This is a genomic window from Desulfosporosinus sp., assembly GCF_014237355.1.
GTDB lineage: Bacteria > Bacillota > Desulfitobacteriia > Desulfitobacteriales > Desulfitobacteriaceae > Desulfosporosinus.
This window is the reverse complement of the sequence record NZ_JABZFS010000077.1, coordinates 106,008-130,155: the sequence shown is the minus strand read 5'-3', so window position 1 is coordinate 130,155 and position 24,148 is coordinate 106,008. Positions and strand designations below refer to the sequence as shown.

General features: G+C 41.9%; 21 protein-coding genes and 2 pseudogenes. 15 read left to right on the top strand and 8 right to left on the bottom strand.

Annotated elements, in window-relative coordinates; genetic code table 11:
- Window positions 1–52: 52 nt before the first annotated feature.
- The 4 genes from HGJ98_RS18965 to wecB all read left to right on the top strand — a co-directional run bounded on the left by HGJ98_RS18965 (window position 53) and on the right by wecB (window position 5,541).
- Entirely contained in the window at window positions 53–757 is a 705-nt protein-coding gene (locus tag HGJ98_RS18965) for a glycosyltransferase (protein ID WP_291353271.1), read from the top strand.
- 221 nt (window positions 758–978) lie between these two features.
- Window positions 979–3,135, top strand: a complete 2,157-nt coding sequence (locus tag HGJ98_RS18960; protein WP_291353270.1) for a DUF1565 domain-containing protein — start codon at window positions 979–981, stop codon at window positions 3,133–3,135.
- Window positions 3,136–3,501: 366 nt separating this feature from the next.
- On the top strand, window positions 3,502–4,395 hold the full coding sequence (locus HGJ98_RS18955; RefSeq protein WP_291353269.1) for a YncE family protein: 894 nt from the start codon (window positions 3,502–3,504) through the stop codon (window positions 4,393–4,395).
- 69 nt (window positions 4,396–4,464) lie between these two features.
- Entirely contained in the window at window positions 4,465–5,541 is a 1,077-nt protein-coding gene (wecB, locus tag HGJ98_RS18950) for a non-hydrolyzing UDP-N-acetylglucosamine 2-epimerase (protein WP_291353268.1), read from the top strand.
- A gap of 127 nt (window positions 5,542–5,668) precedes the next feature.
- Here wecB and HGJ98_RS18945 read toward each other — a convergent pair whose 3' ends face one another.
- On the bottom strand, window positions 5,669–6,499 hold the full coding sequence (locus HGJ98_RS18945) for a CAP domain-containing protein (protein ID WP_291353267.1): 831 nt from the start codon (window positions 6,497–6,499) through the stop codon (window positions 5,669–5,671).
- Window positions 6,500–6,933: 434 nt separating this feature from the next.
- Here HGJ98_RS18945 and HGJ98_RS18940 point away from each other — a divergent pair, with 434 nt between their 5' ends.
- The 8 genes from HGJ98_RS18940 (at window position 6,934) to glmS (ending at window position 17,454) form a co-directional block, all read left to right on the top strand.
- A complete protein-coding gene (locus HGJ98_RS18940) occupies window positions 6,934–7,665 on the top strand; it encodes a PIG-L deacetylase family protein (protein ID WP_291353266.1) in 732 nt (243 codons plus the stop codon).
- Window positions 7,666–8,814, top strand: a complete 1,149-nt coding sequence (locus tag HGJ98_RS18935; RefSeq protein WP_291353265.1) for a DUF362 domain-containing protein — start codon at window positions 7,666–7,668, stop codon at window positions 8,812–8,814.
- Between the two features lie 82 nt (window positions 8,815–8,896).
- Window positions 8,897–9,919 carry a DUF1786 domain-containing protein gene (locus HGJ98_RS18930; protein WP_291353264.1) on the top strand — a complete coding sequence of 341 codons (1,023 nt, stop codon included), beginning with the start codon at window positions 8,897–8,899 and terminating at the stop codon, window positions 9,917–9,919.
- Between the two features lie 111 nt (window positions 9,920–10,030).
- Complete coding sequence (cdaA, locus tag HGJ98_RS18925) at window positions 10,031–10,843, top strand: diadenylate cyclase CdaA (protein WP_291353263.1); 813 nt, start codon at window positions 10,031–10,033, stop codon at window positions 10,841–10,843.
- Between the two features lie 2 nt (window positions 10,844–10,845).
- On the top strand, window positions 10,846–12,087 hold the full coding sequence (locus HGJ98_RS18920) for a CdaR family protein (protein WP_291353262.1): 1,242 nt from the start codon (window positions 10,846–10,848) through the stop codon (window positions 12,085–12,087).
- Window positions 12,088–12,091: 4 nt separating this feature from the next.
- Window positions 12,092–13,693, top strand: a complete 1,602-nt coding sequence (locus HGJ98_RS18915; RefSeq protein ID WP_291353261.1) for an NAD(P)/FAD-dependent oxidoreductase — start codon at window positions 12,092–12,094, stop codon at window positions 13,691–13,693.
- A gap of 99 nt (window positions 13,694–13,792) precedes the next feature.
- Window positions 13,793–15,130 (top strand): phosphoglucosamine mutase, encoded by a 1,338-nt coding sequence (glmM, locus tag HGJ98_RS18910; RefSeq protein WP_291353260.1) that lies wholly within the window; start codon window positions 13,793–13,795, stop codon window positions 15,128–15,130.
- A gap of 500 nt (window positions 15,131–15,630) precedes the next feature.
- Window positions 15,631–17,454 carry a glutamine--fructose-6-phosphate transaminase (isomerizing) gene (gene glmS, locus HGJ98_RS18905; protein ID WP_291353259.1) on the top strand — a complete coding sequence of 608 codons (1,824 nt, stop codon included), beginning with the start codon at window positions 15,631–15,633 and terminating at the stop codon, window positions 17,452–17,454.
- A gap of 114 nt (window positions 17,455–17,568) precedes the next feature.
- Here the strand turns inward: glmS and HGJ98_RS18900 are convergent, their stop codons facing one another.
- From HGJ98_RS18900 to HGJ98_RS18885, 4 genes are all read right to left on the bottom strand, one after another.
- Window positions 17,569–18,078, bottom strand: a complete 510-nt coding sequence (locus HGJ98_RS18900; protein WP_291353258.1) for a hypothetical protein — start codon at window positions 18,076–18,078, stop codon at window positions 17,569–17,571.
- Between the two features lie 186 nt (window positions 18,079–18,264).
- Window positions 18,265–19,086 carry an extracellular solute-binding protein gene (locus tag HGJ98_RS18895; RefSeq protein ID WP_291353257.1) on the bottom strand — a complete coding sequence of 274 codons (822 nt, stop codon included), beginning with the start codon at window positions 19,084–19,086 and terminating at the stop codon, window positions 18,265–18,267.
- On the bottom strand, window positions 19,083–19,469 hold the full coding sequence (locus HGJ98_RS18890; protein WP_291353256.1) for a PadR family transcriptional regulator: 387 nt from the start codon (window positions 19,467–19,469) through the stop codon (window positions 19,083–19,085). Before HGJ98_RS18890 ends, HGJ98_RS18895 begins: the two co-directional genes overlap by 4 nt.
- Before the next feature lie 145 nt (window positions 19,470–19,614).
- Window positions 19,615–20,583, bottom strand: coding sequence for a sulfite exporter TauE/SafE family protein (locus tag HGJ98_RS18885; protein WP_291353255.1), 969 nt, complete (start codon window positions 20,581–20,583; stop codon window positions 19,615–19,617).
- A gap of 347 nt (window positions 20,584–20,930) precedes the next feature.
- Between HGJ98_RS18885 and HGJ98_RS18880 the strand changes: the two genes are divergently transcribed.
- Window positions 20,931–21,599 carry a hypothetical protein gene (locus tag HGJ98_RS18880; RefSeq protein WP_291353254.1) on the top strand — a complete coding sequence of 223 codons (669 nt, stop codon included), beginning with the start codon at window positions 20,931–20,933 and terminating at the stop codon, window positions 21,597–21,599.
- A 159-nt stretch (window positions 21,600–21,758) separates the two neighbouring features.
- On the opposite strand, the gene HGJ98_RS18875 is transcribed toward HGJ98_RS18880, so the two are convergent.
- Both HGJ98_RS18875 and HGJ98_RS18870 read right to left on the bottom strand, forming a co-directional pair.
- On the bottom strand, window positions 21,759–22,190 hold the full coding sequence (locus HGJ98_RS18875; protein ID WP_291353253.1) for a YsnF/AvaK domain-containing protein: 432 nt from the start codon (window positions 22,188–22,190) through the stop codon (window positions 21,759–21,761).
- 70 nt (window positions 22,191–22,260) lie between these two features.
- Complete coding sequence (locus HGJ98_RS18870; protein ID WP_291353252.1) at window positions 22,261–22,740, bottom strand: YsnF/AvaK domain-containing protein; 480 nt, start codon at window positions 22,738–22,740, stop codon at window positions 22,261–22,263.
- Window positions 22,741–22,887: 147 nt separating this feature from the next.
- Here HGJ98_RS18870 and HGJ98_RS18865 point away from each other — a divergent pair, with 147 nt between their 5' ends.
- Window positions 22,888–23,067, top strand: a complete 180-nt coding sequence (locus tag HGJ98_RS18865; protein WP_291353251.1) for a transcriptional regulator — start codon at window positions 22,888–22,890, stop codon at window positions 23,065–23,067.
- 111 nt (window positions 23,068–23,178) lie between these two features.
- Here HGJ98_RS18865 and HGJ98_RS18860 read toward each other — a convergent pair.
- A pseudogene (locus tag HGJ98_RS18860) lies at window positions 23,179–23,654 on the bottom strand (DUF456 domain-containing protein).
- A gap of 187 nt (window positions 23,655–23,841) precedes the next feature.
- On the opposite strand from HGJ98_RS18860, the pseudogene HGJ98_RS18855 reads away from it, so the two are divergent.
- Window positions 23,842–24,108 (top strand): annotated as a pseudogene (locus tag HGJ98_RS18855) (acetyltransferase); the annotation flags it as partial.
- Window positions 24,109–24,148: the final 40 nt, after the last annotated feature.

Genomic DNA, 24,148 nt, shown 5'->3' with positions numbered 1-24,148 from the left:
CAGCAAGTAGGATTTGATTTTGAGTACGTGCTGTGATTAAGGAGGAAACTTAATGCTAATGCCTAAAGTTAGTGTCGTTATCCCTACGTATAATCACTCGCGATACCTGACTCATGCTTTAGAAAGTGTCATCAATCAGAGCTATGCAAATCTTGAGGTGATAGTTATTGACGATGGTTCCACGGATGGGACAGCAGATGTAATTAAGCCTTATCGTTCAAAGATCAATTATATTTATAAAGAAAACGGAGGAACACCCAGTGCTTTGAACCTTGGTTTATCGACAGCCAGTGGAAAGTATATTTGTTGGTTAAGTGCTGATGATGCCTTTTTAGAGGACAAAGTGGCAAAACAAGTGGGGCTCATGGAAAATGACCCGGGTATGGGGTTTAGCTACACAAGCTTTGTAGTCATTGATGCCTATGGAAAAAAGCAATACGAAGTTAATTCGGCATTTTATCCCAGCAGACAGGAAATGGTCACCCGCCTTATGGAGGGTTGCTTTATCAACGGATCTTCTGTGATGATGCGCAGTAATGCGTTAGAGGCTGTAGGGTTTTTCGATGTAGGTTTACCTCAAGCCCACGATTATGATTTATGGTTTCGTTTCCTTCGCCATTATTCCTGTGGATTTCTGCCAGAACATCTGCTGGCATATCGCTGGCATGGCGAGAATATGAGTTTGAATCCCGATGAAGCATGTTCCGTAATTGTTCAAGAAAGGGCGAAGAAGCTCTTTCCTGAATGGCTGAACTAAATAAAAATGTGGAAAATGATGGGGAGTGGTAGTAACTGCTTCCCATCATTATTGTGGGAACATAGACATGTTGTGATCTATATCTTTCTCGTTGATTAAATGACGTTGACTTAGAATTTTTGAGGAACCAAAAAGAGGACAGGTTAATATAATGGCAAAAAAAGAATTTTTCATTATTTAGTAGGTTCTAATAAAAAATAAAAATATTAAGGAGATTGGGAATGGACCTATTAACTACGGGATTGATAGAGAATACTTCTGTAATGGGGGTAAGGCCAAGTACGAGCCTTACTGTAAGGATTGCAAATAATGAGGCACTAGAAGCCTCCCTTGAAATTAGGGGGTTTTATGTAGCTGGGAGCGGTCTAATACAGTATGTATTAGAGAATGTTACCCTTATGGCAGGCGAAGCGGCAACAAGAAACTACTATGCAAATTTTGATGCCTTTAAATTTCAATTTGTCATCAACTCTGATGCTGTAGAAATATCGGCTTGGGGGAAAGATGTCGATGGCAATTTAACTGCAGCCCATCGCGTATTGCCTGCCGAACTAGATTTGGTTGGTTCTGAGCTTGGAGCAACCGGAGCAACAGGAGCAACAGGAGCAACAGGAGCAACAGGAGCAACAGGAGCAACAGGAGCAACAGGAGCAACAGGAGCAACCGGAGCAACCGGAGCAACCGGAACGACAGGAGCAACAGGTGCTGCCTTAATTGCGGAGTATGCCTATATCTTTAATACCGGTGAACAGCTAATTCCAGTAGAAGAAGATTTATCGTTTAGTACTAACGGGGCATTATTTGGTCCTAACCATATTGTTGATACGGGAGACCTTGTTATTTCAAGTTCCGGTATTTATGCGGTTTGCTTTATCGTGGCTGGTTTAGAAGCTAATCAATTTACTCTCTTTCAAAACGGTCAGGAAGTTTTAGGGAGCGTTTATGGATCCGGCGATGTGACCCAGCCCAACCCCGGAATGGTCATCATTTCAGCGGCCGCAGGAGATAGCTTAAGTGTAAGGAATCATACCAGTTTAACAAGTATAAATTTACAAGCCTCAGCCGGCGGAACACAAGCAAATGTGAATGCCTCAATTATGGTGTTAAAAATAAGTGAACTTCCATTAATTACACCTGAGTTAGAAGCCGTTAATAACGCAGAAACAATAGTCCAGATGCGCGTTGCCATTGAAGACCCTCAGCTTGGATTAGATCTTACAGGCTTTGATATGCTAAGTATAGATCTACAAGATCAAGTATTAGATTCAATTATTAACAACCGACCGGTATTAGGTTATTTCACGGTGACAAGTGTTCAAGAAGTTTTGGATTATGCCGTGAATCACATCGTTGATCCAAATAATATTTGGGTTCAAGCAGGCGCTATAAATGGGGACGGGAGCATGGCCAACCCATTTGGGATGATAGAAGAAGGAATTTCTGCGGTCGAAGCAGGTGGAACTGTTCATGTTTTAGGCGGAACGTATAATGTTGCAACTCAGATTGTTATTCCTAAAGCACTCACTTTACTTGGTGAGTCGGATCCACTTCCGCAAGTCGTATTTGATCCTTCAGTAACTTTAGATGGTATTCAGATAGTGTCTGATAATGTAACTATTGATAGTTTGCACTTAATTAGCAATAGGACTTTAACTGGACTAAATGCTGTTTTTAGTGTTCAACTAAAATCATCTAACCCCATTGATCTTTACAACAATTTTAATCTCCGTGCCAGTATTATTGAAGGTACTGTACGAAGCGGATATATTTGGGCGCAGAATATGACCATTGAGGATACACTATTTATTCATAACGCTCTTAACACTCAAGCATTAAGATTACAAATAGTTAGAGGGACGACAAATATCCTTAATAATACGTTCCAAGGCAATAGCACAAGCCTTGGGGCAATAGTAGTAGAACCAAATTTAGTTTCCTACACGACCTCTGGTGATATTAATGTAATCGGGAATACAATGACGAGATTCACTCAGTTCGTTAATTTCTTCCCTCACCTTGCTGGGCCAACAAGTTTAATAGTCCAAGATAATGATATTGATCATCAAGACCGTTCTGGGAGTTCAGTTATTCTATTCGCCCGTGTAAATTATGACTTAATGGAGGAGATCCTAATTCAAAACAATACAATGGTAAATCCAAATCCTGAACGACTTGCTGTATATTACAGTGGAGCTGGTGGAAGCTTTGTTCCCTCTGAGGATCAGATTCAAGTGTATAATAATACCTTTGAAGTTGCACAGCCATGGGGAAAGCCGACAGATACAGTTGATCCAAATTTCCCGGTAGGGTATGCAAGCGATGCACCGGTAGGGATGTCACTAGATGCCTTTGATTTACAAGGAAATATTAATATATAGTCATTTGTGACAACTTGAAGGTGCAAAATAACTAGCTTCATGAAAGCATTTGTTTCTAAATTGAGATAGTGTTTCGGAATTGATGAGTTACAAATATTTTTTTAGGATAATGCAGTAGCAATTAAGTGCATTATCCTTTTAATTTAAATACATTATTAATCGATAAGAAAAAATGTAAAAGTTTTTACTCTGTAATAACCTCCTTGTATCACCTAACAATTGACACATACATAATATATAAAACCTAGTATTAATTATTACTCCTCTAATCAAGATACTAAAATAACTTCTTCGCCTGTTTAACTGAGTCAAGAGAATACTGAATTTCAATAATAATTTATGATCTATATTGTAAGGAGGCGAAAAATGGCTTCGCTAACAACCGGATTGATAGAAAACATTAGAGCTTCCGGTGTACCCCTCTGTTCAACTCTCTCCGTAACAGTAGAGAATAAGGATCTTATAACTAATACTATTAGAGTCAATGGATATTATTGGGATAGAGCGACTAAGAAGGAGTACGTTTTGGACTTGCTGACCTTGGCACCTGGGGAAGTAGTTGTTCATAACTATTTTGCACAGTTTGAGGCTTTAGAATTTAGTTTTATATCAAGCTCTGACTCTTTAGAAATCACGGTTTGGGGTAAAAATGATGCTGGAAAATCGACTATGAACTACAGTGTTCTTCCTGCACAACTTTTTCCCATCGATAAAGAACGTATAACTATGGAGGCGCAAAATTCAACTCTGCCATCTGCTCTCAACAGAATTTATCTCTTAGATTCCCGCAGCAACAAAATATCAGTTATTGATGGTCATACCAATACTCTTGTAGGAAATCTAATTGCTGGTTCCGGTCCTTTTGGAGTGGGGGTTAATCCGGTAACAAATCGAATATATGTTGCAAACTTTGCAAGTAATAATGTCTCAGTTATTGATGGAAGCTCTAATGAGGTCATAGCCCATATTACCGTGGGATCGAATCCCATGGGTGTGGGTGTAAATCCCACAACTAACAGGATATATGTAACAAATTGGGCTAGTCATAGTGTGTCAGTTATTGATGGGTTTACCCATATAGTCATAGGGACTATTAGGGTAAGTTCATATCCTGAAGGAGTAAATGTTAATTCAACCACTAATCTAGTTTATATAACAAATCATGCCAGCAATAATGTTTCAGTCATCGACGGAAGCAATAATACTATACGAGGAACGATAGAATTAAACGAAAATAACAATGATGAAAGATCATTGTAAGATCATAGAAGGAGCAAAAGGATATGCTCCTTCTGATTTACTTGTATGTTTAGTTAGGAGAATGTTGTAATGAAGATTATGACGATTTTAGGTACTCGCCCGGAAATTATTCGCTTAAGCCGGATTATACCTCTCTTAGATGGACTATGTGATCATATTTTAGTGCATACCGGTCAGAACTTTGACCGAAGATTAAATGAGATTTTTTTCTCAGAACTTAACTTAAGATCTCCGAATTACGAATTAAATTGTCAGGCTACAAGTGTGATGGCTCAAATTGGTGAGATACTTCACAAGTGTGAGCAGGTGATGATCAGAGAAAGACCTGATCGCCTGCTTATTTTAGGAGATACAAACAGCGCTTTAACTGCGTTGGCAGCGAAACGTTTAAGTATTCCCGTTTACCATATGGAGGCGGGCAACCGCTGTTATGATGACAGGGTGCCTGAGGAAATCAATCGAAGAGTAATCGATCACTGTAGTGATATTTTAATGCCCTATACAGAACGAAGCCGAGCAAATTTGCTGAAGGAGGGAATCGAAGGAAAACGCATATATGTTACTGGAAATCCCATTAGGGAGGTTCTGAGATATTATACAGATAAGATTGAACAAAGCAACGTTCTAAAGACTTTAGAAGTAACTGAAAAGGGTTATTTCCTAGTAACTTTACATCGAGCTGAAAATGTGGATAATGAGGTTCGTCTGAGTAAATTCATAACGTCTTTTCATAGATTATATTTCGAATACAAAATACCCCTTATTTGCAGCCTGCATCCTCGTACTCGATCTCAATTGGAAAAGCAAAGTAAGACGCTTGACAGTACGGGTATTCATATTCTAGAACCTTTAGGGCTATTTGATTTTGTTTGTTTAGAGCAAAATGCCTTTTGTGTGCTGAGTGATAGTGGAACGGTTCAGGAGGAATGCAGCTTATTTAAAATACCAAATGTAACCTTAAGAGATGTGACAGAACGTCCCGAAACCGTGGAATCAGGAAGTAATATTATTTCCGGTTGTGAACCGGAAGACATTTCTAGAGCTGTAAACGTTGTATTAAGCCAAGGATGCGACTGGGAGGCCCCGTTAGATTATATGGAACAAAATGTTAGCAGAAAAGTGCTCAAAATCCTCCTGGGCGGCTAAAAAGGGATCGGGTAATATGGCAAAAAAAAAACCCCTACTTTTACTAGAAGTAAGGGTCTAGAAAACCTAGATGATGGAATACTAGTATAACCTTGTTGCTAAGAACCTCGTAGGAGGTTCTTTAATATTACTGCTGCAAGAATTCTTGAACGTAGAGATTGCCATAAGCACTTCCGTAAGCTATTCCGACACCCACATGTGTGAAACGAGGATCTAGGATATTTGCTCTATGACCTGGGCTTTGCATAAGTGATGCCATTGATCCCGGTACTGATTTATTTGCTGAAATGTTTTCTCCAGCCCAGCGTACGGTAATACCTGCCTGCTGCATCATGGCCCAGGGGCTACCATAGGTAGGAGAAGTATGACTAAAGTAATTATTTACTTTCATATCGTTAGCCTTAGCTCGTCCTACGGCGGTCAAGCGAAGATCTGCAATTACAGGATTTAAGCCTGCCCCAATACGTTCTTGATTGATCATGTCCACCATAAGTTGCTCGTCAGCAGTTAATGCTGACACTGGGGGTATTGAAGGAATCGTAGGGGTCGGAGTAGGAGCCGGTGCGGGAGTAGGAGTCGGAGTCGCTGCCGGGGTAGGAACTGGAGTAGGTGTCGGAGCAACTGAATTAGTCCTAGTTAGGTTATAATTTTTTAAGGAAATAACATTTCCATAGGAGTTTGTCGGTGGTGCTCCAATGTTAATATACGTTGGGGTGGTTGGAGTTGGAGTTGTTGGGGTTCCTTGGTTAGGAGCTGGAGCTGGGGTTACAGGCGTAGTTACTGTTACCGGAGCAGGAGTTACGGCTGTCGTTACGGTACCAACAGAACGCAGGGTGACAACAGAACCTGATAACTGGCGAGGAGCTCCTACAATAAGGGCAGCTTGGACCGGTAGAGCAACTGTGGTCATTAAAACGCCAAGTTGAATTCCGATTAGTAGTTTTGCTTTCATTGACATGTCCGAAACCTCCTAAATTAATATTCTTATGCTAAAGCTTGTGCTTTTTTGGACAACTGCAGTATAACATGCTGAGTTAAACCTGGAAATGGTACATTATGCCACATATAAATAAGTACTAATTGCTTAAGCTATAAATTTCCCTCGGGGAATAAAACGCGCTATAATAAAACGAGAATGAAATAAGTAAGCGCATATAAAGATTGTTACAAAATAGTAAACTTGGCGTAAGATAAACCTCGTCTGCGCCCGGTCCTATGTCAAAGACTTGTAATTGTTATGAAATCAAGTCAAGGGCCATATCATCCTGAGCGCAGCGAAGGATCTAGACCAACGCTTAAGCTCAGGATGACATGATAATCGTTTATCGTGGTGCGGCAGCGTGTGAAGAATTGCTATGAAAAATAGAGTATAGAGAGGGTGAAGTAACAAGTATGGCAAATGAGATGTTACTCATCTTTGCCCATCCTGATGACGAATCCTTTGCCTTAGGCGGAACCATCGCTAAATACGCCGACCAAGGGTTAAACGTTACCCTTGTGACGGCGACCAAAGGAGAAGCAGGTAAGGCTGCTGGGATTTGCAAGCCGGAAGAACTTGGTTTATTTCGAGAACAGGAACTTAGAAGAGCAGCAAAGGTCTTGGGGATTAAGGAGATAATTTTTCTAGGCTATCGAGATAAGGAAGTTCCTACTGCACCGCATCTTGAAATAGTAGAGAAACTTGTACAAGTTATCCGTAAAATACGTCCTCAGGTTGTGATAACCTTTGGAGCAGATGGTTCGTCCGGGCATCGTGACCACAAAGCGATTCATTACTTTACAAAGGCAGCTATACAACTTGCAAAAGAGCATATAGAACCCGAGTGGGGAGCTCCCTATACTTTACCGCGTCTCTGTTATGTCCAGTCTGGATGGAGGCTTTCGGAAGATGTACTGAAAGAAATTGACTATATCGTCTCAATTGATCAATGGGCTGAGCAGAAAAAAAGGGCTATTAAAGAGCATCGGACTCAACAATTCTCTCAGCAAAAGTTTGAAACCATGGATGAACGACTAAAGCAGGATTATTATACCAACGAATATTTTCAATGTGATGCTGAATTGAGTGCCTTTCCTGGGCGAGGTTCGGATATCTTTGCAGACTTGGAAAGGGTGGATTCTTAGGTGCAGGCCAAAGTAGTGCTGAAATTTTGCCCAGACTACACAGCAGATGTGGAAAACAGTTTGAGGGAAGGCCTTGAAGAATGGGGCGGTATGTCCACGTTTGTGAAACCTGGACAAAAGGTATTGCTTAAAGTAAACCTCCTCATGAAAAAACGACCAGAGGAAGCAGTTACGACTCACCCTAGCGTTGTCGAAGCTGTGGTTCGACTCGTTCAGGAGGCTGGCGGAATACCAATCATAGGTGACAGCCCCGGTGGGCCTTACACAGTAGGAGCTTTACAGGCTATTTATACAAAGTCAGGCCTACGTGAAGTTGCAGAGAGGACAGGAGCGATTCTGAACGAGGATGTCGGACAAACAACCTTTCAGTATCCTGAAGGGAAAATCATCAAGAGTTTAACCGTCACTAACTGTGTTTTAAATGCGGATGTAGTAATCCCTATCTCAAAGCTGAAAACTCATGGCATGATGACCTTTACCGGTGCAGTTAAGATTTTGTTCGGGGTTATCCCAGGACTATTAAAAGCCGAATACCACTTGAAAATGTTTAAAATCCCCGATTTTGCAGATCTTCTTGTGGACATTGCTGCTTGGGTAAACCCAGCCTTAAGTATAATGGATGGTGTCGTGGGGATGGAAGGAGATGGGCCTTCAGCGGGTAAACCACGAAACATTGGAGCCCTTATTATGAGTACAGACCCTTTCGCTTTAGATGTTGTTGCCACAGATTTGATTGGTCTAAAGCCAGAAAAGGTTCCAACGCTGATGGCAGCGCGCTTGCGAGGTCTGACAAGCCGTCTCAATGAAATAGAATTAAAAGGGGACTCCCGTTCTCTTTGGCGAATTCAAAATTATATAATTCCAAAAGCAGTATCCACTAATTTTCTAGACATGGTTCCGTTGCCAAAAAGCGTCAAGAATTTTGTACTCAACCGTGTTCGCCCTTTTCCAATGTTTGAGCATGAGATGTGTGTAGGGTGTAGAGACTGTTTCAATAATTGCCCTCCAAAAGCAGTAACCATGAATGAGAATCAGAGGCCGATCGTCGATTTACAAGCTTGCATTCGCTGTTTTTGTTGCCAGGAACTTTGTCCACATCACGCAGTCAAGCTCTTTAAGCCTTGGCTAGGAAGAAAGTTTATCAAGTAGTGAAAATTGTAGAGACAATTCATGAATTGCCCCTACGGGTAAGGGGTAATTGCATTGCCATTTGGGGAAGGTGGTGTTATTAATGACAGAAAGTGTAATAGTGATTGATGTTGGGTCCGGAACCCAAGATATTCTTCTCTATCAACCGGGGAAGAATCTAGAAAATTGTCCAAAGTTTATTGTTCCTAGTCGGACTCAGACGGTAGCGGCACAGATCCGTAAAGCTACAGTTCAAGGAGATGAAATCTTTCTTCATGGACATTTAATGGGTGGAGGGGCGAGTGCTGTGGCACTTAAACAACATGTGAGTGCAGGTCTAAAAGCCTTTGCAACCCCTAAAGCTGCAGTAACCTTTAATGACAACCTTTCTCTAGTCGAGGGCATGGGAATCGTCCTATGCGAAGCAGCACCACAATCAGCAAAGCCTATTTGGATGGGAGATGTAGATACTCGTTCTCTGAAGCAAGCCCTCGAAGCATTTAGCCTCGACTATCCCTTAAAAGCTGCAGTTGCGGTCCAAGACCATGGCTTCAGTGTCACAGAAAGTAATCGAACACTTCGCTTTCGGCTCTGGGAGGAGTTTGTTTTGCAGGGAGGAGATTTGCGAGGCTTGGTGTTCACTCAAGATATCCCGAAAGTCTATACAAGAATGCGTGCACTCCGTGAGATTATCCCAGAGGCTGTCGTGGCGGATACCGGGACAGCGGCACTTCTAGGAATTATGGCTGATCACTATGTTAAGCCCCACCTCAATCAAGGTATTTTAGCGGTTAATATTGGGAACTCGCATACGTTAGTTGCAGCTATTCGAGGGGAACGGGTATATGGAATAGTAGAGCACCACACTAGTATGATTAATATAGAATCCCTAGCCAAACTCATTCAACGATTTCAGATGACCGAATTGACCAATGCGGAAATCTATGAGCAAGGAGGGCATGGTGCAACTCTACATCCAGAAATGCGCCCGGGCTGGGATTTTGTTGTAGTCACTGGACCTAGGAGAAGTATGGCGAAGCCTCTCAATTGGTATGAAGCTGCACCCTATGGGGATATGATGTTAACAGGATGTTTCGGAATTCTAGCGGGTATGGGGATTGCATAGCGAAAAAATATTTCGTAAAGGCAAGGATTTTTTACATATATGGAGAATTTAAACAGAGTGAGAAAAACTCTATTGGTTATAGATTTGAGTAGTTAGAAACGGGGGGAGACCATGGCAGAATTCTTATCACAATTTGAAAACTTTGGACTGCGGAGTGCTATTGATATCATCGTGGTGGCAGTGGTCTTCTACCAATTCTATATGCTCATTAAACGTACCCGCGCAGTGCAGTTAGTTAAAGGGGTGATGGTACTTGTCGCTGTCTCCCTCCTCGCAAGGTACTTTCAGTTAACAAGCATTAGTTGGTTGTTGAGTAAACTCTTAGAGATGTTTGTCATCGCCATACCCGTTGTCTTCCAGCCCGAACTTAGGAAGGCTTTAGAACAACTGGGCAGAGGGCGGTTTTTAACTCGCCATCCCTCAACCCCGGGCTTGGATACCTTAGAACAGGTTGTCGAAGAGTTAGTACGGTGCACACAAGTTCTCTCTAAAAACCGAATTGGAGCGTTGATAGTGCTTGAACGAAAAACAGGCATTCAAGATTTCGTTGAAACGGGAATCAAAATTGATGGCATGGTCTCCTCTGAATTTTTAGTCAATATTTTCATTCCGAATACACCACTTCATGACGGTGCAGTCATTATCCGGCAAGATCGTGTAGCTGCCGCTGGGTGCTTTCTCCCGTTGTCTGAAAATCCCAATATCAAAAAAGACTTGGGAACACGTCATAGAGCAGCTATTGGTTTAACAGAAATCACTGATTCTTTGGTGCTTGTTGTCTCGGAGGAAACCGGGGCCATATCCATTGGAATTGATGGAGCATTGACTCGCTTTACAGATGATAAAACGTTACGAGAATTACTGCTGCAGGAGCTTGATGTCAAAAGTGTCTCCTCATCCGTTATTCCGTTTTGGAGGTGGTAGCCATGATTGAGATACTTCGGCGAAACCTCGTAGTTAAGGTGGTTTCGTTCTTATTTGCCATTCTCTTTTGGCTTTTTGTACTGAACCAAGGGACACCTGATAAGCTAATTCCTGAGCAGACATTGACCATCCCAGTGGTATCTAGCGGATTGAACCAAAACATGGTTGTTATGACCCAACTACCTTTAGTTCGAGTTCGTGTGCAAGGAATCAATCCCAGTGCCAATATTAAAGATATTTATGCGCAAATTGATCTATCTGGTGGAGTACCTGGAGAAAACACTTATGTCGTTAAAGTTAACACTCCCCCAGGAACAAATGTGGTGGATGTTCAACCTTCAAATATTAAACTGACCTTGGATACGGTCCAAGAGAAGACAGTCCCAGTTCAGGCCGTCCTATCGGGTAATCCTGCCGATGATTATCAAGCGGGCAGCCCGATTATTAAACCTTCGGCGGTCAATGTACGTGGGCCGAGTTCTATTTTAGGTACTCTAGACAAAGTAATTGTTGAAATTAGCGTTACAGGCGCTAATGAAACGATTCAAGTATCTCGACCAGTAAGCTTTCGAGATAAAGAGGGCAACCCGATCTTTGGTCCAAACCCGAGCATGGATATTTTAAGTGCTTATCCCAGCAGTGTGGATGTGATCGCTCCAGTCCTAGCGAAGGATCTTTCTTCGAAAATGATTCCCTTGAGAGTTACTAGTAAAGGAGACCCGGCCTCAGGCATGGAACTCTGGTCATTAGTCCCATCTCCAGCAAGTATACAGGTTACCGGGACCCTACAAGCCTTGAAGGGATTAGACTCGGTCAACCTTGGCCCGATTGACATTAGTAATCTAACAGAGGATAAAACGTTCCAGATTCCAATTAATCAAGTATCATTACCAGCGGGAGTTACCATTCTGGACGGGACAACCCTGAGTGTTATTGCTCAGATTCGCCCCGGACCAATTCAAAAGGCCATATCCAAGGTTCCGGTTCAAATCCGAAATATTGGGAAAGATTTAGAAATAGAGCAACCAATTTCTCCTATAGATATTGTTGTCGAAGGTCTATCGGATATCTTGAATAATGTAGCTGCAGATCAAATCCAACTCTGGGTAGATGTCTCGGGTAAAGAGGCAGGAAACTATACAGGTGTTGATGTTTATTGGCAACTCCCGCCGGGAGTGAAAATGCTTACAAAACCACAAGTGGACTATAGTCTAAAAGCTCACTTGGAAGAAGGAGCAGAGTAACTACGTGGATTTATTATGGTCTAATCTAAAAATTCCTGTAGAAGAGGATGCCTTCTTAAAGACGACGATGGCCCGCAAACTAAAAGTACCTGAACAGAGTATAAACGGTCTTCGCTTCCTGCGTCGTTCTTTAGATGCGCGTAAAAAACCTCTTCTCGCTTTTGTCTATACGCTTCAATTCTCTCTTGACGTACCTAGGACCCAGGGAAATCGTATCTTAGCCAGGGTTTCAGGGCTCAAAGAAATGCCGATAGAGGCCCCGGTTATATGGCCAAAGCCGAGTAAAACCCTGACCCATCGTCCCGTGGTGATTGGTGCGGGCCCGTCAGGGTATTTTGCTGCGTTAGCTTTAGCTCGGAGGGGGTATTCTCCTCTTGTCCTCGAACGGGGTGACGCTGTTGAGGATCGCACCCAAAAAGTTCAGGAATTCTGGGATACAGGAAAACTAGATTCTGAGAGTAATGTCCAATTTGGAGAAGGTGGAGCAGGTACATTTTCAGATGGTAAGCTCACAACTCGAATTCAAGATCGAAGAATTTCGCAGGTTCTAGAAACCTTTGTTAAGCACGGAGCCCCAGCTGAAATCCAATATTTAGCTAAACCTCACATCGGGACAGATATACTTAAAGATGTCGTCAAAAGAATTCGGCAGGAAATTGAGTCTTTAGGTGGCGAGGTGCGTTTTCGAGCTAAGGTGACAGGATTAAAGACATCATCAAGTCGCCTGAGAGCGGTCGTTGTTAATGGTGAAGAGGAAATCCCTGCAGAAGCAGCTGTACTTGCTATTGGGCACAGTGCTCGAGATGTCTATAAATACTTATTTGACATGAATCTCACTCTGGAAAAAAAATCCTTTGCCATTGGCTTACGAATAGAGCACCCGCAGGCACTGATTAATCAGTCTCAGTATGGAGTAGAGGTACACCCCCATGTCGGACCGGCTGATTATCAGCTAACGTATAAAGATGTGAGTACTGGCCGAGGGGCTTATGCCTTTTGTATGTGTCCAGGAGGAAAGGTTGTGGCAGCAGCTTCAGAAGAAGGTGGAGTTGTCACGAACGGTATGAGTGAATATGTTCGTGACTCGGCAATTGCCAACAGTGCCATCGTGGTAACTGTTGGAACTGACGACTTTCCGACGACGCATCCCCTTGCTGGTCTGGAATTCCAAAGAGAATGGGAACATAGGGCGTTTATTGCAGGCGGGTCAGATTATAAGGCTCCTGCTCAAAGAGTCGTTGACTTTTTAGAGCGACGTGTGACGGACCGTTTTGAAATGTTACCTACTTACTACCCGGGTATTAGATCTTATGAACTCCATGAGGTACTTCCGGGTGCAGTAGGAGATGTATTAGATCGTGCACTACGAGTTTTCAATGGTAAAATCAAAGGATTTGCCGGGGATAAAGCAAATCTGACAGGAATTGAGACAAGGACAAGCTCCCCCATTCGAATAGTCCGAAATACTCAAGGAGAATCTATAGCCTTAGCAGGGTTATATCCGGCAGGTGAGGGAGCGGGGTATGCAGGGGGAATTACCAGTGCCGCCGTCGATGGGATAAGAATTGCAGAATTTCTTATGGCGCAATTTGCTCCTATAGAGTAAACTATTGAAGTTAACAAGTATCATTGAAATTAAGATTCTTGTATATAAGAACGTTTTACTAAAGAAGTAAATACACTAAATAGGAAGGGAGGGAACGATTTGGGTCGACTCTTTGGAACGGATGGGGTACGTGGTGTGGCTAACAGCCAGCTAACCCCCGATCTCGCTTTTCGCCTTGGGCAAGCAGGCGCATATGTACTTAGCAAGGAGCATCCACACCCCCGCATTGTCATTGGTAAAGATACCCGGATTTCTGGAGATATGCTCGAATCCGCGCTGATTGCAGGGATTTGCTCTGTCGGAGCAAATGTTTTACGAGTTGGAGTGTTACCAACACCTGGAATCGCTCTCTTAACGCGTACCCTTGATGTTAGCGCGGGTGTTGTAATTTCTGCCTCGCATAACCCTGTCCAAGATAATGGAATTAAGTTTTTTGGTTCATCAGGATATAAATTGCCAGATGCTATTGAAGATGAGATTGAACGAATCGTTGTAAGTAAAGAGAAGCCTTGGCAGACCCCGACTGGCGGGGAGGTAGGAAGGGTAATTGAAGTACATGACGCTGAATCTCGTTATAAAGATTTTCTTAAATACACGGTTGGACGTTTGGACGGAATCAAAGTAGTTTTAGATTGTGCCAACGGAGCAGCATCCTTTGTCGGTCCCCAAATATTACAAGAGGTTGGGGTCGAAGTGATCTCTATATGTAATACGCCGGATGGTATAAATATTAATGAGGATTGTGGGTCCACTCATCCGGAAAGGTTACAGAAGGCAGTATTGGAACATGGCGCAGATCTGGGACTAGCAATGGACGGAGATGCCGATCGTCTTATTGTGGTGGATGAAAAAGGCACCATCTTAGACGGGGACTTCATCATACTTATTTGTGCCTTAGCACTAAAGGCCAAGGGAAAATTGGCACAAAACTCAGTCGTTGTCACTGTCATGAGTAACTTAGGATTACACCTTGCCCTAAAAGAGGCAGGGGTCAAGATTTATGAAACTCAAGTTGGGGACCGCTATGTCATGGAAGAGTTAATTAAAACGGGAGCCCAGCTGGGCGGAGAACAGTCTGGACATATTATTTTCCTTGATCACAACACGACAGGAGATGGATTATTGACTGCCCTTCAGTTATTATCCGTGATAAAGGAACGACAAGTTCCGCTGTCTATGCTTGCTTCCCAAATGCAGCGCTTACCTCAGGTCCTTCTCAATGCTAGGGTTCAACATAAGGAACGGTTAATGTCGGATACCAGAGTGCTTGCAAAAGTACATGAAGTAGAGGAAATCCTTAACGGCAAAGGCAGAGTATTGGTACGTCCTTCCGGAACAGAATCTTTGATACGAGTCATGGTCGAAGGTCCAGATCAAGAAAAATTATTGGACTTGGCCCAAGAGGTTATTGACACTATTGTTCAATGTGATGAATAAAATACCATTGGATAACTTTTGAGAATTTGTTTATAATGATCCATGTGCCTTTTGTATTAAGGCTAAACTCTTTTGTGGAAAAGGGCACATGGACCCCTAGAAAGAGGTGATGCTATAGGTTTATAAATATGTAAAGAGATTGTTTGGATGGGCATTTGAATCAGTTTGGGCAATAATATAAAGCGCCAGGACCTTAGAAGTTCTAATTGATAAGGTCGACGAGGAAGAGGGTTATCGAAGAATTCGGCGGATCCCTCTCGGTGGCTTGTCACCGTAAAGCTTACTTAAAACCGAGGAGTAATTTTCGGGACAAAGGTAAAGCTGACAAGACAAGGGGAAGGTGTGTTCAATTTGATCCCCCTTGCTTGTGTTGCCTTTAATCTGAATCAACAAGTCGTCCAAATAGGACGGCTTTATTATTTTCCGAAAATTATGTAGTTCGCACATACACTAAGGCTGAAATTTAGGTACAAAAGTTTAAGTTGAGAGGAGATACACATATGTGTGGTATTGTTGGGTATATTGGAAAACGGGTAGCTATCCCTATTTTGGTTGATGGTTTAAAGAAATTAGAGTACAGAGGTTACGATTCCGCAGGTGTGGCCGTCTTAGACTGTGAGAAAATCGTAGTGTCTAAAAGTGTTGGTAAGTTAGTTGCCTTGGAAGAAGAACTCGGTCAGAGTTATTCTCAGTCTTGCATCGGGATTGGACACACCCGTTGGGCGACACATGGCAGACCTTCTCAGGTGAATGCACACCCTCATTGCGATTGTAAGCAGGACTTTGTAGTCGTGCATAATGGAATCATTGAAAATTACTTGGAATTAAAGGATATGCTTATTGAAAAAGGGCATAAGTTTGCCTCTGAAACTGATACAGAGGTTTTAGCACACTTACTCGAAGCCTACTATGAAGGAGACCTTGAGGGAGCTGTCCGGAACGTTCTGAAGACGATTCGAGGTTCTTATGCAATGGTCGTTTTAAGACGTCAGGACCCCAATAAGCTGGTGGCAGCTCGTAAAGACAGCCCTATGGTGGTCGGTCTTGGAGATGGAGAGTTTTTTGTAGCTAGCGATATCACTGCGATTTTGAACTATACCCGTAAAGTCTATATTTTGGATGATGGCGAAATGGTTGTCATTACTGAAGATGGAGTGAAGGTCTTTGACTTTGAAGGCAATCCCCGTGCCAAAGAAGTCTACGATGTGAAGTGGGATGCGGTGGCAGCGGAGAAGGGTGGATATGAGCATTTCATGCTCAAAGAAATCCATGAACAACCTAAAGCCTTGAAGGATACCATGTTAGGACGCTTGGAAGACGAGAAAGTAGTCCTTCAAGAGGTAGATTTAACCCTTGAAGAACTAGCTCAGATTAATAAAGTATATATTGTTGCTTGCGGTACAGCTTGGCATGCCGGATTGGTAGGCAAGACCTTGATTGAACGATGGGCACATCTGCCCGTTGAAGTAGATATTGCCTCTGAGTTTCGCTATCGCTCTCCTCTTGTAGATGATCATACCTTAGTTGTGGTCGTAAGCCAGTCCGGGGAAACAGCGGATACCTTAGCCGCTCTGCGCGAAGCAAAAAATCGAGGCGCGCGGGTGGTTGCCGTCACGAATGTGGTAGGAAGCACGGTATCGAGGGAAGCGCATGATGTGATTTTTACTTGGGCCGGCCCGGAGATTGCCGTAGCTTCGACGAAAGCTTACACAACTCAGCTCGAGGGAATGGTTTTACTGGGACTCTATCTCTCTCAGGTTAAAGGGACATTGCCTAAAGAAAGAATTGCAGAGATTATTACTGCGTTGAGAAAGATTCCGGCTCAGGTCCAAGAGCTTTTAGACCAGTCGAGTCTCATTAAAGAGCTTTCAGAGTCCTTTGCTAAGGTAGAAAATACCTTCTTTATCGGCCGCTCCTTAGATTGGGCTGTTGCCATGGAAGGATCTCTAAAACTAAAAGAAATTTCCTATATCCACGCTGAAGCTTATGCGGCTGGCGAATTAAAACACGGTACCTTGGCCCTGATCACTGAGGCCACACCCGTCATAGCTTTAGCTACCCAACGGGATGTCTATGAAAAGACAATTTCCAATGTCAAAGAGGTCAAAGCCCGAGATGCTAAAGTCATCGGACTAACCTACAAAGGGAATACCAGCATGGCGAAGTCGGTAGATCATGTGATCTATATTCCAGAGACAATGGATGAGCTCTCACCAATTCTTACAGTTATACCCTTGCAACTTCTATCGTACTATGTATCAGTTGCTAGGGGGTGTGACGTTGATAAGCCAAGAAATTTGGCCAAGAGCGTCACAGTGGAGTAGGACTTGAAAAGTTATTTTTTGAATTATTATGGTGAGGGTGAAACACTCTCACCTTTTTAAATTTGAAAGCCATCTCATCGATTAGTCTTGAGAAGGACCTGTTACCTAGCCAAGTTACTTAATTCGATCTTTTAGCCCTGAGAATGAATCCTGAATCATTGTTTCGTTAGCACCTAACTCATTTATATGATGTAGATACTTAAAAAAATAGAGTAATAAAACGTGGGAAAAAATAGCGAACATAAAGGTCTCAGCGATACTCCAACCATTAAAGAATACCTGATTAAGTGAGTGGGCTGTATAGTTCATAATCGTAGCCCATATAACAAAAAACAATACAAGCCATATCTGATATTTTGAAAAGCGCCATAGTAAATAGCCAAAAATTACTGTCACGGCGAACCAACTTAATGTAAAGAAAACGGGTATATTATAAATCATTACTATGTCACCCTTAAAGGACCATCGTTTGAATATATTTACCGCAAATATTTGCACTATCCAAGTATAGATGAAACCGCCTAGAAAGGCGAAGGGCATAAGTCTTTTGATATAGTTTATGGGGACTAAGAACAAAACAAGGGACCAGTACGCGACAGCCTGAGCAACCCAATAGAGTTCCATATCGAACACCTCCTGCTATATTATGAGATATTTACTGACTTACTATGAGAAAAAAGAATCTTATTACGAAAATAGGATAATTATAAACAAAGGCATTTCAATACTCAAATGGGATTATCATGCCCACTTGCTAGTACTAAAATGCCTTTTGTTTATATTTGTTTGCCCCTAGCACATATCGGTAATTTAGTAAGGTATCAGCCCACAATCCTCCAAGATCTGCTGCCCCTTCTTGCTTAAAATTAGATCTAGGAAATTCTTTGCTAAGTCGGGGTTTTCAGTATTTTTTGGAATAGAGATGGCAAATTCAATGGGTGCACCGGGGACCGTAATCATCTCACCGGAATTTTTGCCCTGCAAACTTACTGTGGCCTGCTTGTAATACTCTGCGTAAGAGGGGTTCGATAGATTAATCTTTTCTGGTAGAGTCAGATATTTCAGACCGAACTGATTAACCACACAGAGATATTCGAAGGCATAGCCTAGTTTACCTACCAGCACATCTGAGGCTAAGTCGTAAGATTTAGGATAAATCAAATCCTCTCTGCACTTCTGGTCTAGTTGAGCAAAGAGACCGGATTGTTCGTAGTATTGTTCCGCTAACTGCCAGACCATTAGAGTACGATAGCCACATGGATCTAAATTTTGGTTAGACCTGCCAAAGGTGACGTCTTCGCGAAGCAGAATATCAAACCAGTTCTTGACGTTGATTTCTCCGCTTCCTCTAGAAAACTCATTATAGGCCAATACAATTTGGTCGTTGGCAAAAATATAGTATTTGTCCACGTATTCGGGTCCTAGCAGCTCATCAAAGAGCATGGGGTCTGCCAGAGCTAGGATATCAACGACCTTGCCCTCACGCACCTGTCTAGCACAGGCCCGTGAACCATAGGATTCTAGCTGAATGTCTATCTCCGGACAAACTGCCTGTAGCAACTTGGCACATTCAACAACCGGTTTGCGCAAAGCCCCGGCGTGTAATATTTTTAAGATTTGCTGATAACTCAACTTCCTTTCACCTCCCGCTGGTATTGTTCTAGAAAAGCTTGCATTTTGGTTACCTTGTCGGTGATTAATTGCACACAATAGTCCAAGGCCTGGTAACCTTCGGGGCTTAACTGGTAGGACCGTCGTGCGGGACCAGTATTTTGAGTTTCCCACTGGGAAATGACCAGCCCATCTTCTTCCATCTTGCGTAGGTTGCGGTAAATAGTGGCTGGGTCGGCTTCGATTTCCGAGAAGCCTGATTCGTTAATCTTTTGTATTAGCTCGTACCCGTGTGCAGGCTTATGTGCTAGAAAGTAAAGTAGAGCGGGTACCAACATTTTATCGATACGCCCAGCAATATAAGCGAAGGCAGGATTTTGCAGGTCTTCTTTCACTGTTTTCACCTCAAAACTTTTTCTACATTGAACATTCTTCTTCTATCACATAAAACTACCTAATACACTGACTGGTACAACTCTAGACGATTCTAGTATTTAATCATAAGATATCCTTTGAGAGTCTATTGAACAATAGCCTTTTGTTAGAGGATTAGAGGAAATATTGTCCAATATAGCTAATAGCCAAAAATAGTATTAAACCAGTTAAAATAATCTTAATTATTCGATCAGGCAGGAACTTCTGGACTCGGGCACCTACATAAGTACCAAGCAAACCCCCAATACCAAAGAGTATGCCTAGCATCCAGTCCGGGGCTACTGAGGCACCTGCTGCAAGGTTGCTTGCGGCTAAAATATGGTAGTAGGCGACTCCAGCAATGGAGGTAATAAAAGTACCTGCTAAGGCGGCACCGGCTACAGTATAAATGGGCAGCCCTAGCACGGCAACACAAAAGGGAGATATAATCGCACCACCGCCAATGCCATAGATACCACCAATTAAACCGACAACCAGAGAAAGGCATAAAATAGATATTCCGCTAAAGGAATAGGTTTCACCCCAGAATTCATACTCGATTTTTTTCCATGAAATAGTCTTAGTCTTAACCACAGCTTCTGCAGGAAGGCCGGAAGCTAATCGACCAGAATTTACTTCTTTCATCTTAGCTACTTGTTTGGCAAACTTGTTTTGCATGATCGTACTTTGTTCTTTTACCTTCTTATTCCAGCCCATCACTTCGGACAGAAGTCGGTAGCCCAGATACAATAACACTACGCCTACGAAGAGCTTAAAGACTTTGGGGTCTGGCAAATAGAGTATACGTACCCAGGCACCTACGAATACGCCAGGGAGGGTACCGATAACCACCGCCCATGTCAATGGCCATGCCATGCGCCCCTCTTTGATATAGCGATAGAGACCTCCAGGAATGGCTACAATATTATAGATAAGATTAGTAGGACTCACTGCTGGACTGGTGTAGTGTAAAACACTCACTTGGAAGGGGAGTAGTAGAAATGCACCAGACACACCTGCAGAAGCGGTTAATGATGATACCAGAAATGCCACCAAGGGAGGGATGAAGGGTAATACATCGACACCGGAAACTGGAAAATGCATAGTTTCTCCTCCTAAAATTAAATTTTCTCAAAAAGGTTATTTTTTGAAAATATATGTACAATTCACCTAGTGTCACTGTGCATGTAGGTTCAATGGATTGTATTCTATAAAGTTAATAATTATCCTGCTATATATTGGTATGACAAGCTAATTTTTTTCTTCTAATCCTTTTAATATAACATATTGCTTTCAAAGGGGTTTTCCTGCTATTGTTAGATAGGGGGATGTCGTTTGGTACAGTGATGCTTTCGAAAGGCTTCTGCCTACGATTATTCAGAGAGTGTAAGCAGGGATTTGTTTATGGTTTATTGAATATATGATTTATAAATAAATTATTTGGAGGATTTATGAGAAGTAAATTTCTAAAGATTGCAGGCGTTATGGTCTTATTGATAGCTGTGGCAGGATTTTGGGGATACGATAAATATTTTAAGCCTGACTTGGAAATCCAACATGAGCTTACTAGCCAGTTTGGAGAGGATTTTTTTACATCATTTGATGGTTTGAACGCTGAAAATAATCCCGGTACAGTAGGTCAGCCAATCAATCAACCAAAAACAACGGATGATACGAATGAGATAAATGAAACTCCAGATAATAAGCCAAAGCAAACTGAACCTGAACCAGGGACGATAGCTGCACCTGTTAAACAAACTACTACTCCGAAAGAGTTTACTCTTGAAGAAATTAATAATAAGTATAAGTCTCAGTTTAGTTATCTACAGAGTGTAGCTTTGAGTCGTTTAGATACTTTGTATTCGGCGGCAGTTCAAGAGTACGCTCAACGCAAGAAAGAGGGTACAATAAACCGTTCAGCGTTGGCCCAAAAATATATTCAAGCAGGAAACATGCTTGAGGCTAACATGGATAGACAGTTCAGTAATACCTTGAATGCGATGCAGGCTGAGTTGATTGCAAATAATCTACCCACTGATCTTATAGATGCTATAGAGAGCGAATATGAAAATGCTAAGTCTGATAAGCGTTCACAGCTCTTGTCAAAACTCACCAAATAACAGCACCAGTGTAATTGATAAACATTGCTACGGATATATAAGAGTGGATATAATTAATTACGGCCTAGCTTTTAAGGATAGAATGATCCTTAAAAGCCAGGCCGTAATAGTTGATCTAGTTCAATTCAGCTATAAATTCGTTATGAATCCAGAAGGGAACTAATCTCCAGGGGGGGATTCAGTAAATTTTAGTTTAGGTACCTCATGCCTTAAGGTCACTTCAAAATGTTTTATATCATTTATATGTCGTTGGTAGACGGAGAAATCTTCCAAATCAACCCAGTGCTTTTTAAATTCAACTTGCTCTTCCCCTAAAAGTATACGAGTAACCTCTATAGGTACCTCTACGTCTATGTGCCCATGATTAGCGGAAGAAATGGTTTTCTTTTCTATTACAAGCTCTTCACACTTAACAGGCACCGTAAATGTTTTTTCCTGAGTGTAAGATTCCTTATATATCGTTACCGCTCCTGTTCGTATCCACTTTTTTACGAGATCAAGTTGTTCCTCTTTAATCTGAAGGGACACATTTTCAATCGAGTCATTGGTTTGATTAGACGAACTTGTTTCAAATGATGAGTTCTCTTCCATACCTTCGGCCTCCACTTATTAGAAAAACACCCCACCAATCATAAATACGATGGGTGAGGTGTTTGTTATGCTACTGTAATTGCTGATCCGTTACACTCTCGATTACATCGGGATTGCCATATTTATTTACCCGACCTTCTTCATGTCTAAGAGTTTCATCGATATGCTTAGTATCTTCAACAATGTTCTTGCGAGCTAGAATTTCTCCGGTTACAACGGTATATTTATCGACGATAACTTTCTCTTGACTGACAGGAATTCGTATGGCATCTTCGTCAGCTATTGGCGAGTCCGTCTGTTCGTTGTTCAAGGCTCTTCTTTCGATAACAACTTCTTCACGCATTACAGGAACGTCGACGCTCCTTTGTTCTTCAATGATTTCCTTGCTAAGTTCTACTTCACCAGTTTGCACTCTGTCTTTTTCAATATTGAGCTCCTCTTTGCGGAGAAGTAGCTTTGCGTCATCGTTAGTCTGCGTAGGCTCTTCTCGAATCTCTTCTGGAGCCTCGTCCTCATTCCCATTTCCAAAAATATCACTTAAGATACCCATATTATATAAATACCTCCTTAATTTTTATCCTTTTGTAGCCCTTTTTATATTGCCCTTATACTGCTAATCTATGAAATGAAATTTCTGCAGATTTTTGGTACAATAATGCAAATAATAAATTGGATTATATGAAAGGAAGGATATAATATGGGTATTAAAGAGGATGTGCTAAGCGCAATGAAAGATGCCGGAAAGCCTTTAAGCGCCGGAGAGGTTGAAAAATTGACAGGGCTAGACCGTAAAGAAGTTGATAAAGCATTTAAAGAGTTAAAAAAAGAAAATACCATTGTTTCCCCTGTAAGATGCAAATGGGAACCTACCAATTAAACCAAAAATCAAAACAACTCCTGTTGTAGAAACATTTGTAATCTATAGCAGGAGTTATTTTTTAACGTTATGCAATAAAGGCATCTATTAAAGAATTTAGCGTAGAAGTGTTTATATACTCATAAAGAAATAAACGATCATCAAAATTTCAGCCCCTAGCTTTAATACTGTTCCGCCAAGGATTCCGACGAGAGTGCCAAAGCCAACCCGGATTGCTCGGTTTATTTCTATTCCTCGCAGCAATTCAGCCACAACGGCACCGAGGAAGGGCCCAATTACGATACCCAGAGGTCCGAGGAAAATTAAACCAACAATTGTGCCGAGGATTGCTCCCAGGCTGCCTGTTTACTGCCATTGAAGCGTCGCGTGCCAGCAGCAGAGGCTAGAAAATCTATAGAGAAAATAACCACGAGCGCTAATGCTTGTAAGAGAAAGAAGTTTGCATTAAGTGTTGCGAACTTAGTCATGAAGCCGTAAAGAACCATCCCACCGTAAATGAGAATGGCACCAGGTAGAATAGGCAGTATGGTACCTAACAAACCAGCTATAAATAGGATAATCGTTAGAATTAAAGCTGTTGTCGCCAAATTATTTACCTCCTTTGTTAGTACCTCAGCTGTATAAATTTAGCTTATCAAAAATATTAAGTCTCGGCAATTCTTAATGGCCGGATGGGGTGAAATTTGCCTTGAACAAAGAAAACCAAAATTTATGCTCGATCAAATTAACAGACTAAGAGTTAATTAAATGGATACCTGAGAAAGGAGTTGCATAATGACAGGGCCAGATAAAAATAAGCTATTTCCTAATGAACGTATAAAGACGATTTGCTATTTAAAGAACCTGCCACCAAAGACAAATGTAGAAATCGGAGAGTACACATATTATAGCGACAATAAAAACCCTCCAGAGAAATTTTACGATAACATAGAACATCATTATGAATTCCTAGGAGATAAGTTAATAATAGGAAGATTCTGTGCGATTGCAGAGGGTATCAAATTCATTATGAATGGTGCAAACCATAAAATGGATGGTATACAACCTAAAACACGGGGACAGGTTCACTGTTTTGCTTTAG

Bases quoted from the DNA above. Each gene is read 5' to 3' on its own strand.
- HGJ98_RS18965 (WP_291353271.1), top strand. From the start codon at position 53: ATGCTAATGCCTAAAGTTAGTGTCGTTATCCCTACGTATAATCACTCG.
- HGJ98_RS18960 (WP_291353270.1), top strand. From the start codon at position 979: ATGGACCTATTAACTACGGGATTGATAGAGAATACTTCTGTAATGGGG.
- HGJ98_RS18955 (WP_291353269.1), top strand. From the start codon at position 3,502: ATGGCTTCGCTAACAACCGGATTGATAGAAAACATTAGAGCTTCCGGT.
- wecB (WP_291353268.1), top strand. From the start codon at position 4,465: ATGAAGATTATGACGATTTTAGGTACTCGCCCGGAAATTATTCGCTTA.
- HGJ98_RS18945 (WP_291353267.1), bottom strand. From the start codon at position 6,499: ATGTCAATGAAAGCAAAACTACTAATCGGAATTCAACTTGGCGTTTTA.
- HGJ98_RS18940 (WP_291353266.1), top strand. From the start codon at position 6,934: ATGGCAAATGAGATGTTACTCATCTTTGCCCATCCTGATGACGAATCC.
- HGJ98_RS18930 (WP_291353264.1), top strand. From the start codon at position 8,897: ATGACAGAAAGTGTAATAGTGATTGATGTTGGGTCCGGAACCCAAGAT.
- cdaA (WP_291353263.1), top strand. From the start codon at position 10,031: ATGGCAGAATTCTTATCACAATTTGAAAACTTTGGACTGCGGAGTGCT.
- HGJ98_RS18920 (WP_291353262.1), top strand. From the start codon at position 10,846: ATGATTGAGATACTTCGGCGAAACCTCGTAGTTAAGGTGGTTTCGTTC.
- glmS (WP_291353259.1), top strand. From the start codon at position 15,631: ATGTGTGGTATTGTTGGGTATATTGGAAAACGGGTAGCTATCCCTATT.
- HGJ98_RS18900 (WP_291353258.1), bottom strand. From the start codon at position 18,078: ATGGAACTCTATTGGGTTGCTCAGGCTGTCGCGTACTGGTCCCTTGTT.
- HGJ98_RS18885 (WP_291353255.1), bottom strand. From the start codon at position 20,583: ATGCATTTTCCAGTTTCCGGTGTCGATGTATTACCCTTCATCCCTCCC.
- HGJ98_RS18880 (WP_291353254.1), top strand. From the start codon at position 20,931: ATGAGAAGTAAATTTCTAAAGATTGCAGGCGTTATGGTCTTATTGATA.
- HGJ98_RS18875 (WP_291353253.1), bottom strand. From the start codon at position 22,190: ATGGAAGAGAACTCATCATTTGAAACAAGTTCGTCTAATCAAACCAAT.
- HGJ98_RS18870 (WP_291353252.1), bottom strand. From the start codon at position 22,740: ATGGGTATCTTAAGTGATATTTTTGGAAATGGGAATGAGGACGAGGCT.
- HGJ98_RS18865 (WP_291353251.1), top strand. From the start codon at position 22,888: ATGGGTATTAAAGAGGATGTGCTAAGCGCAATGAAAGATGCCGGAAAG.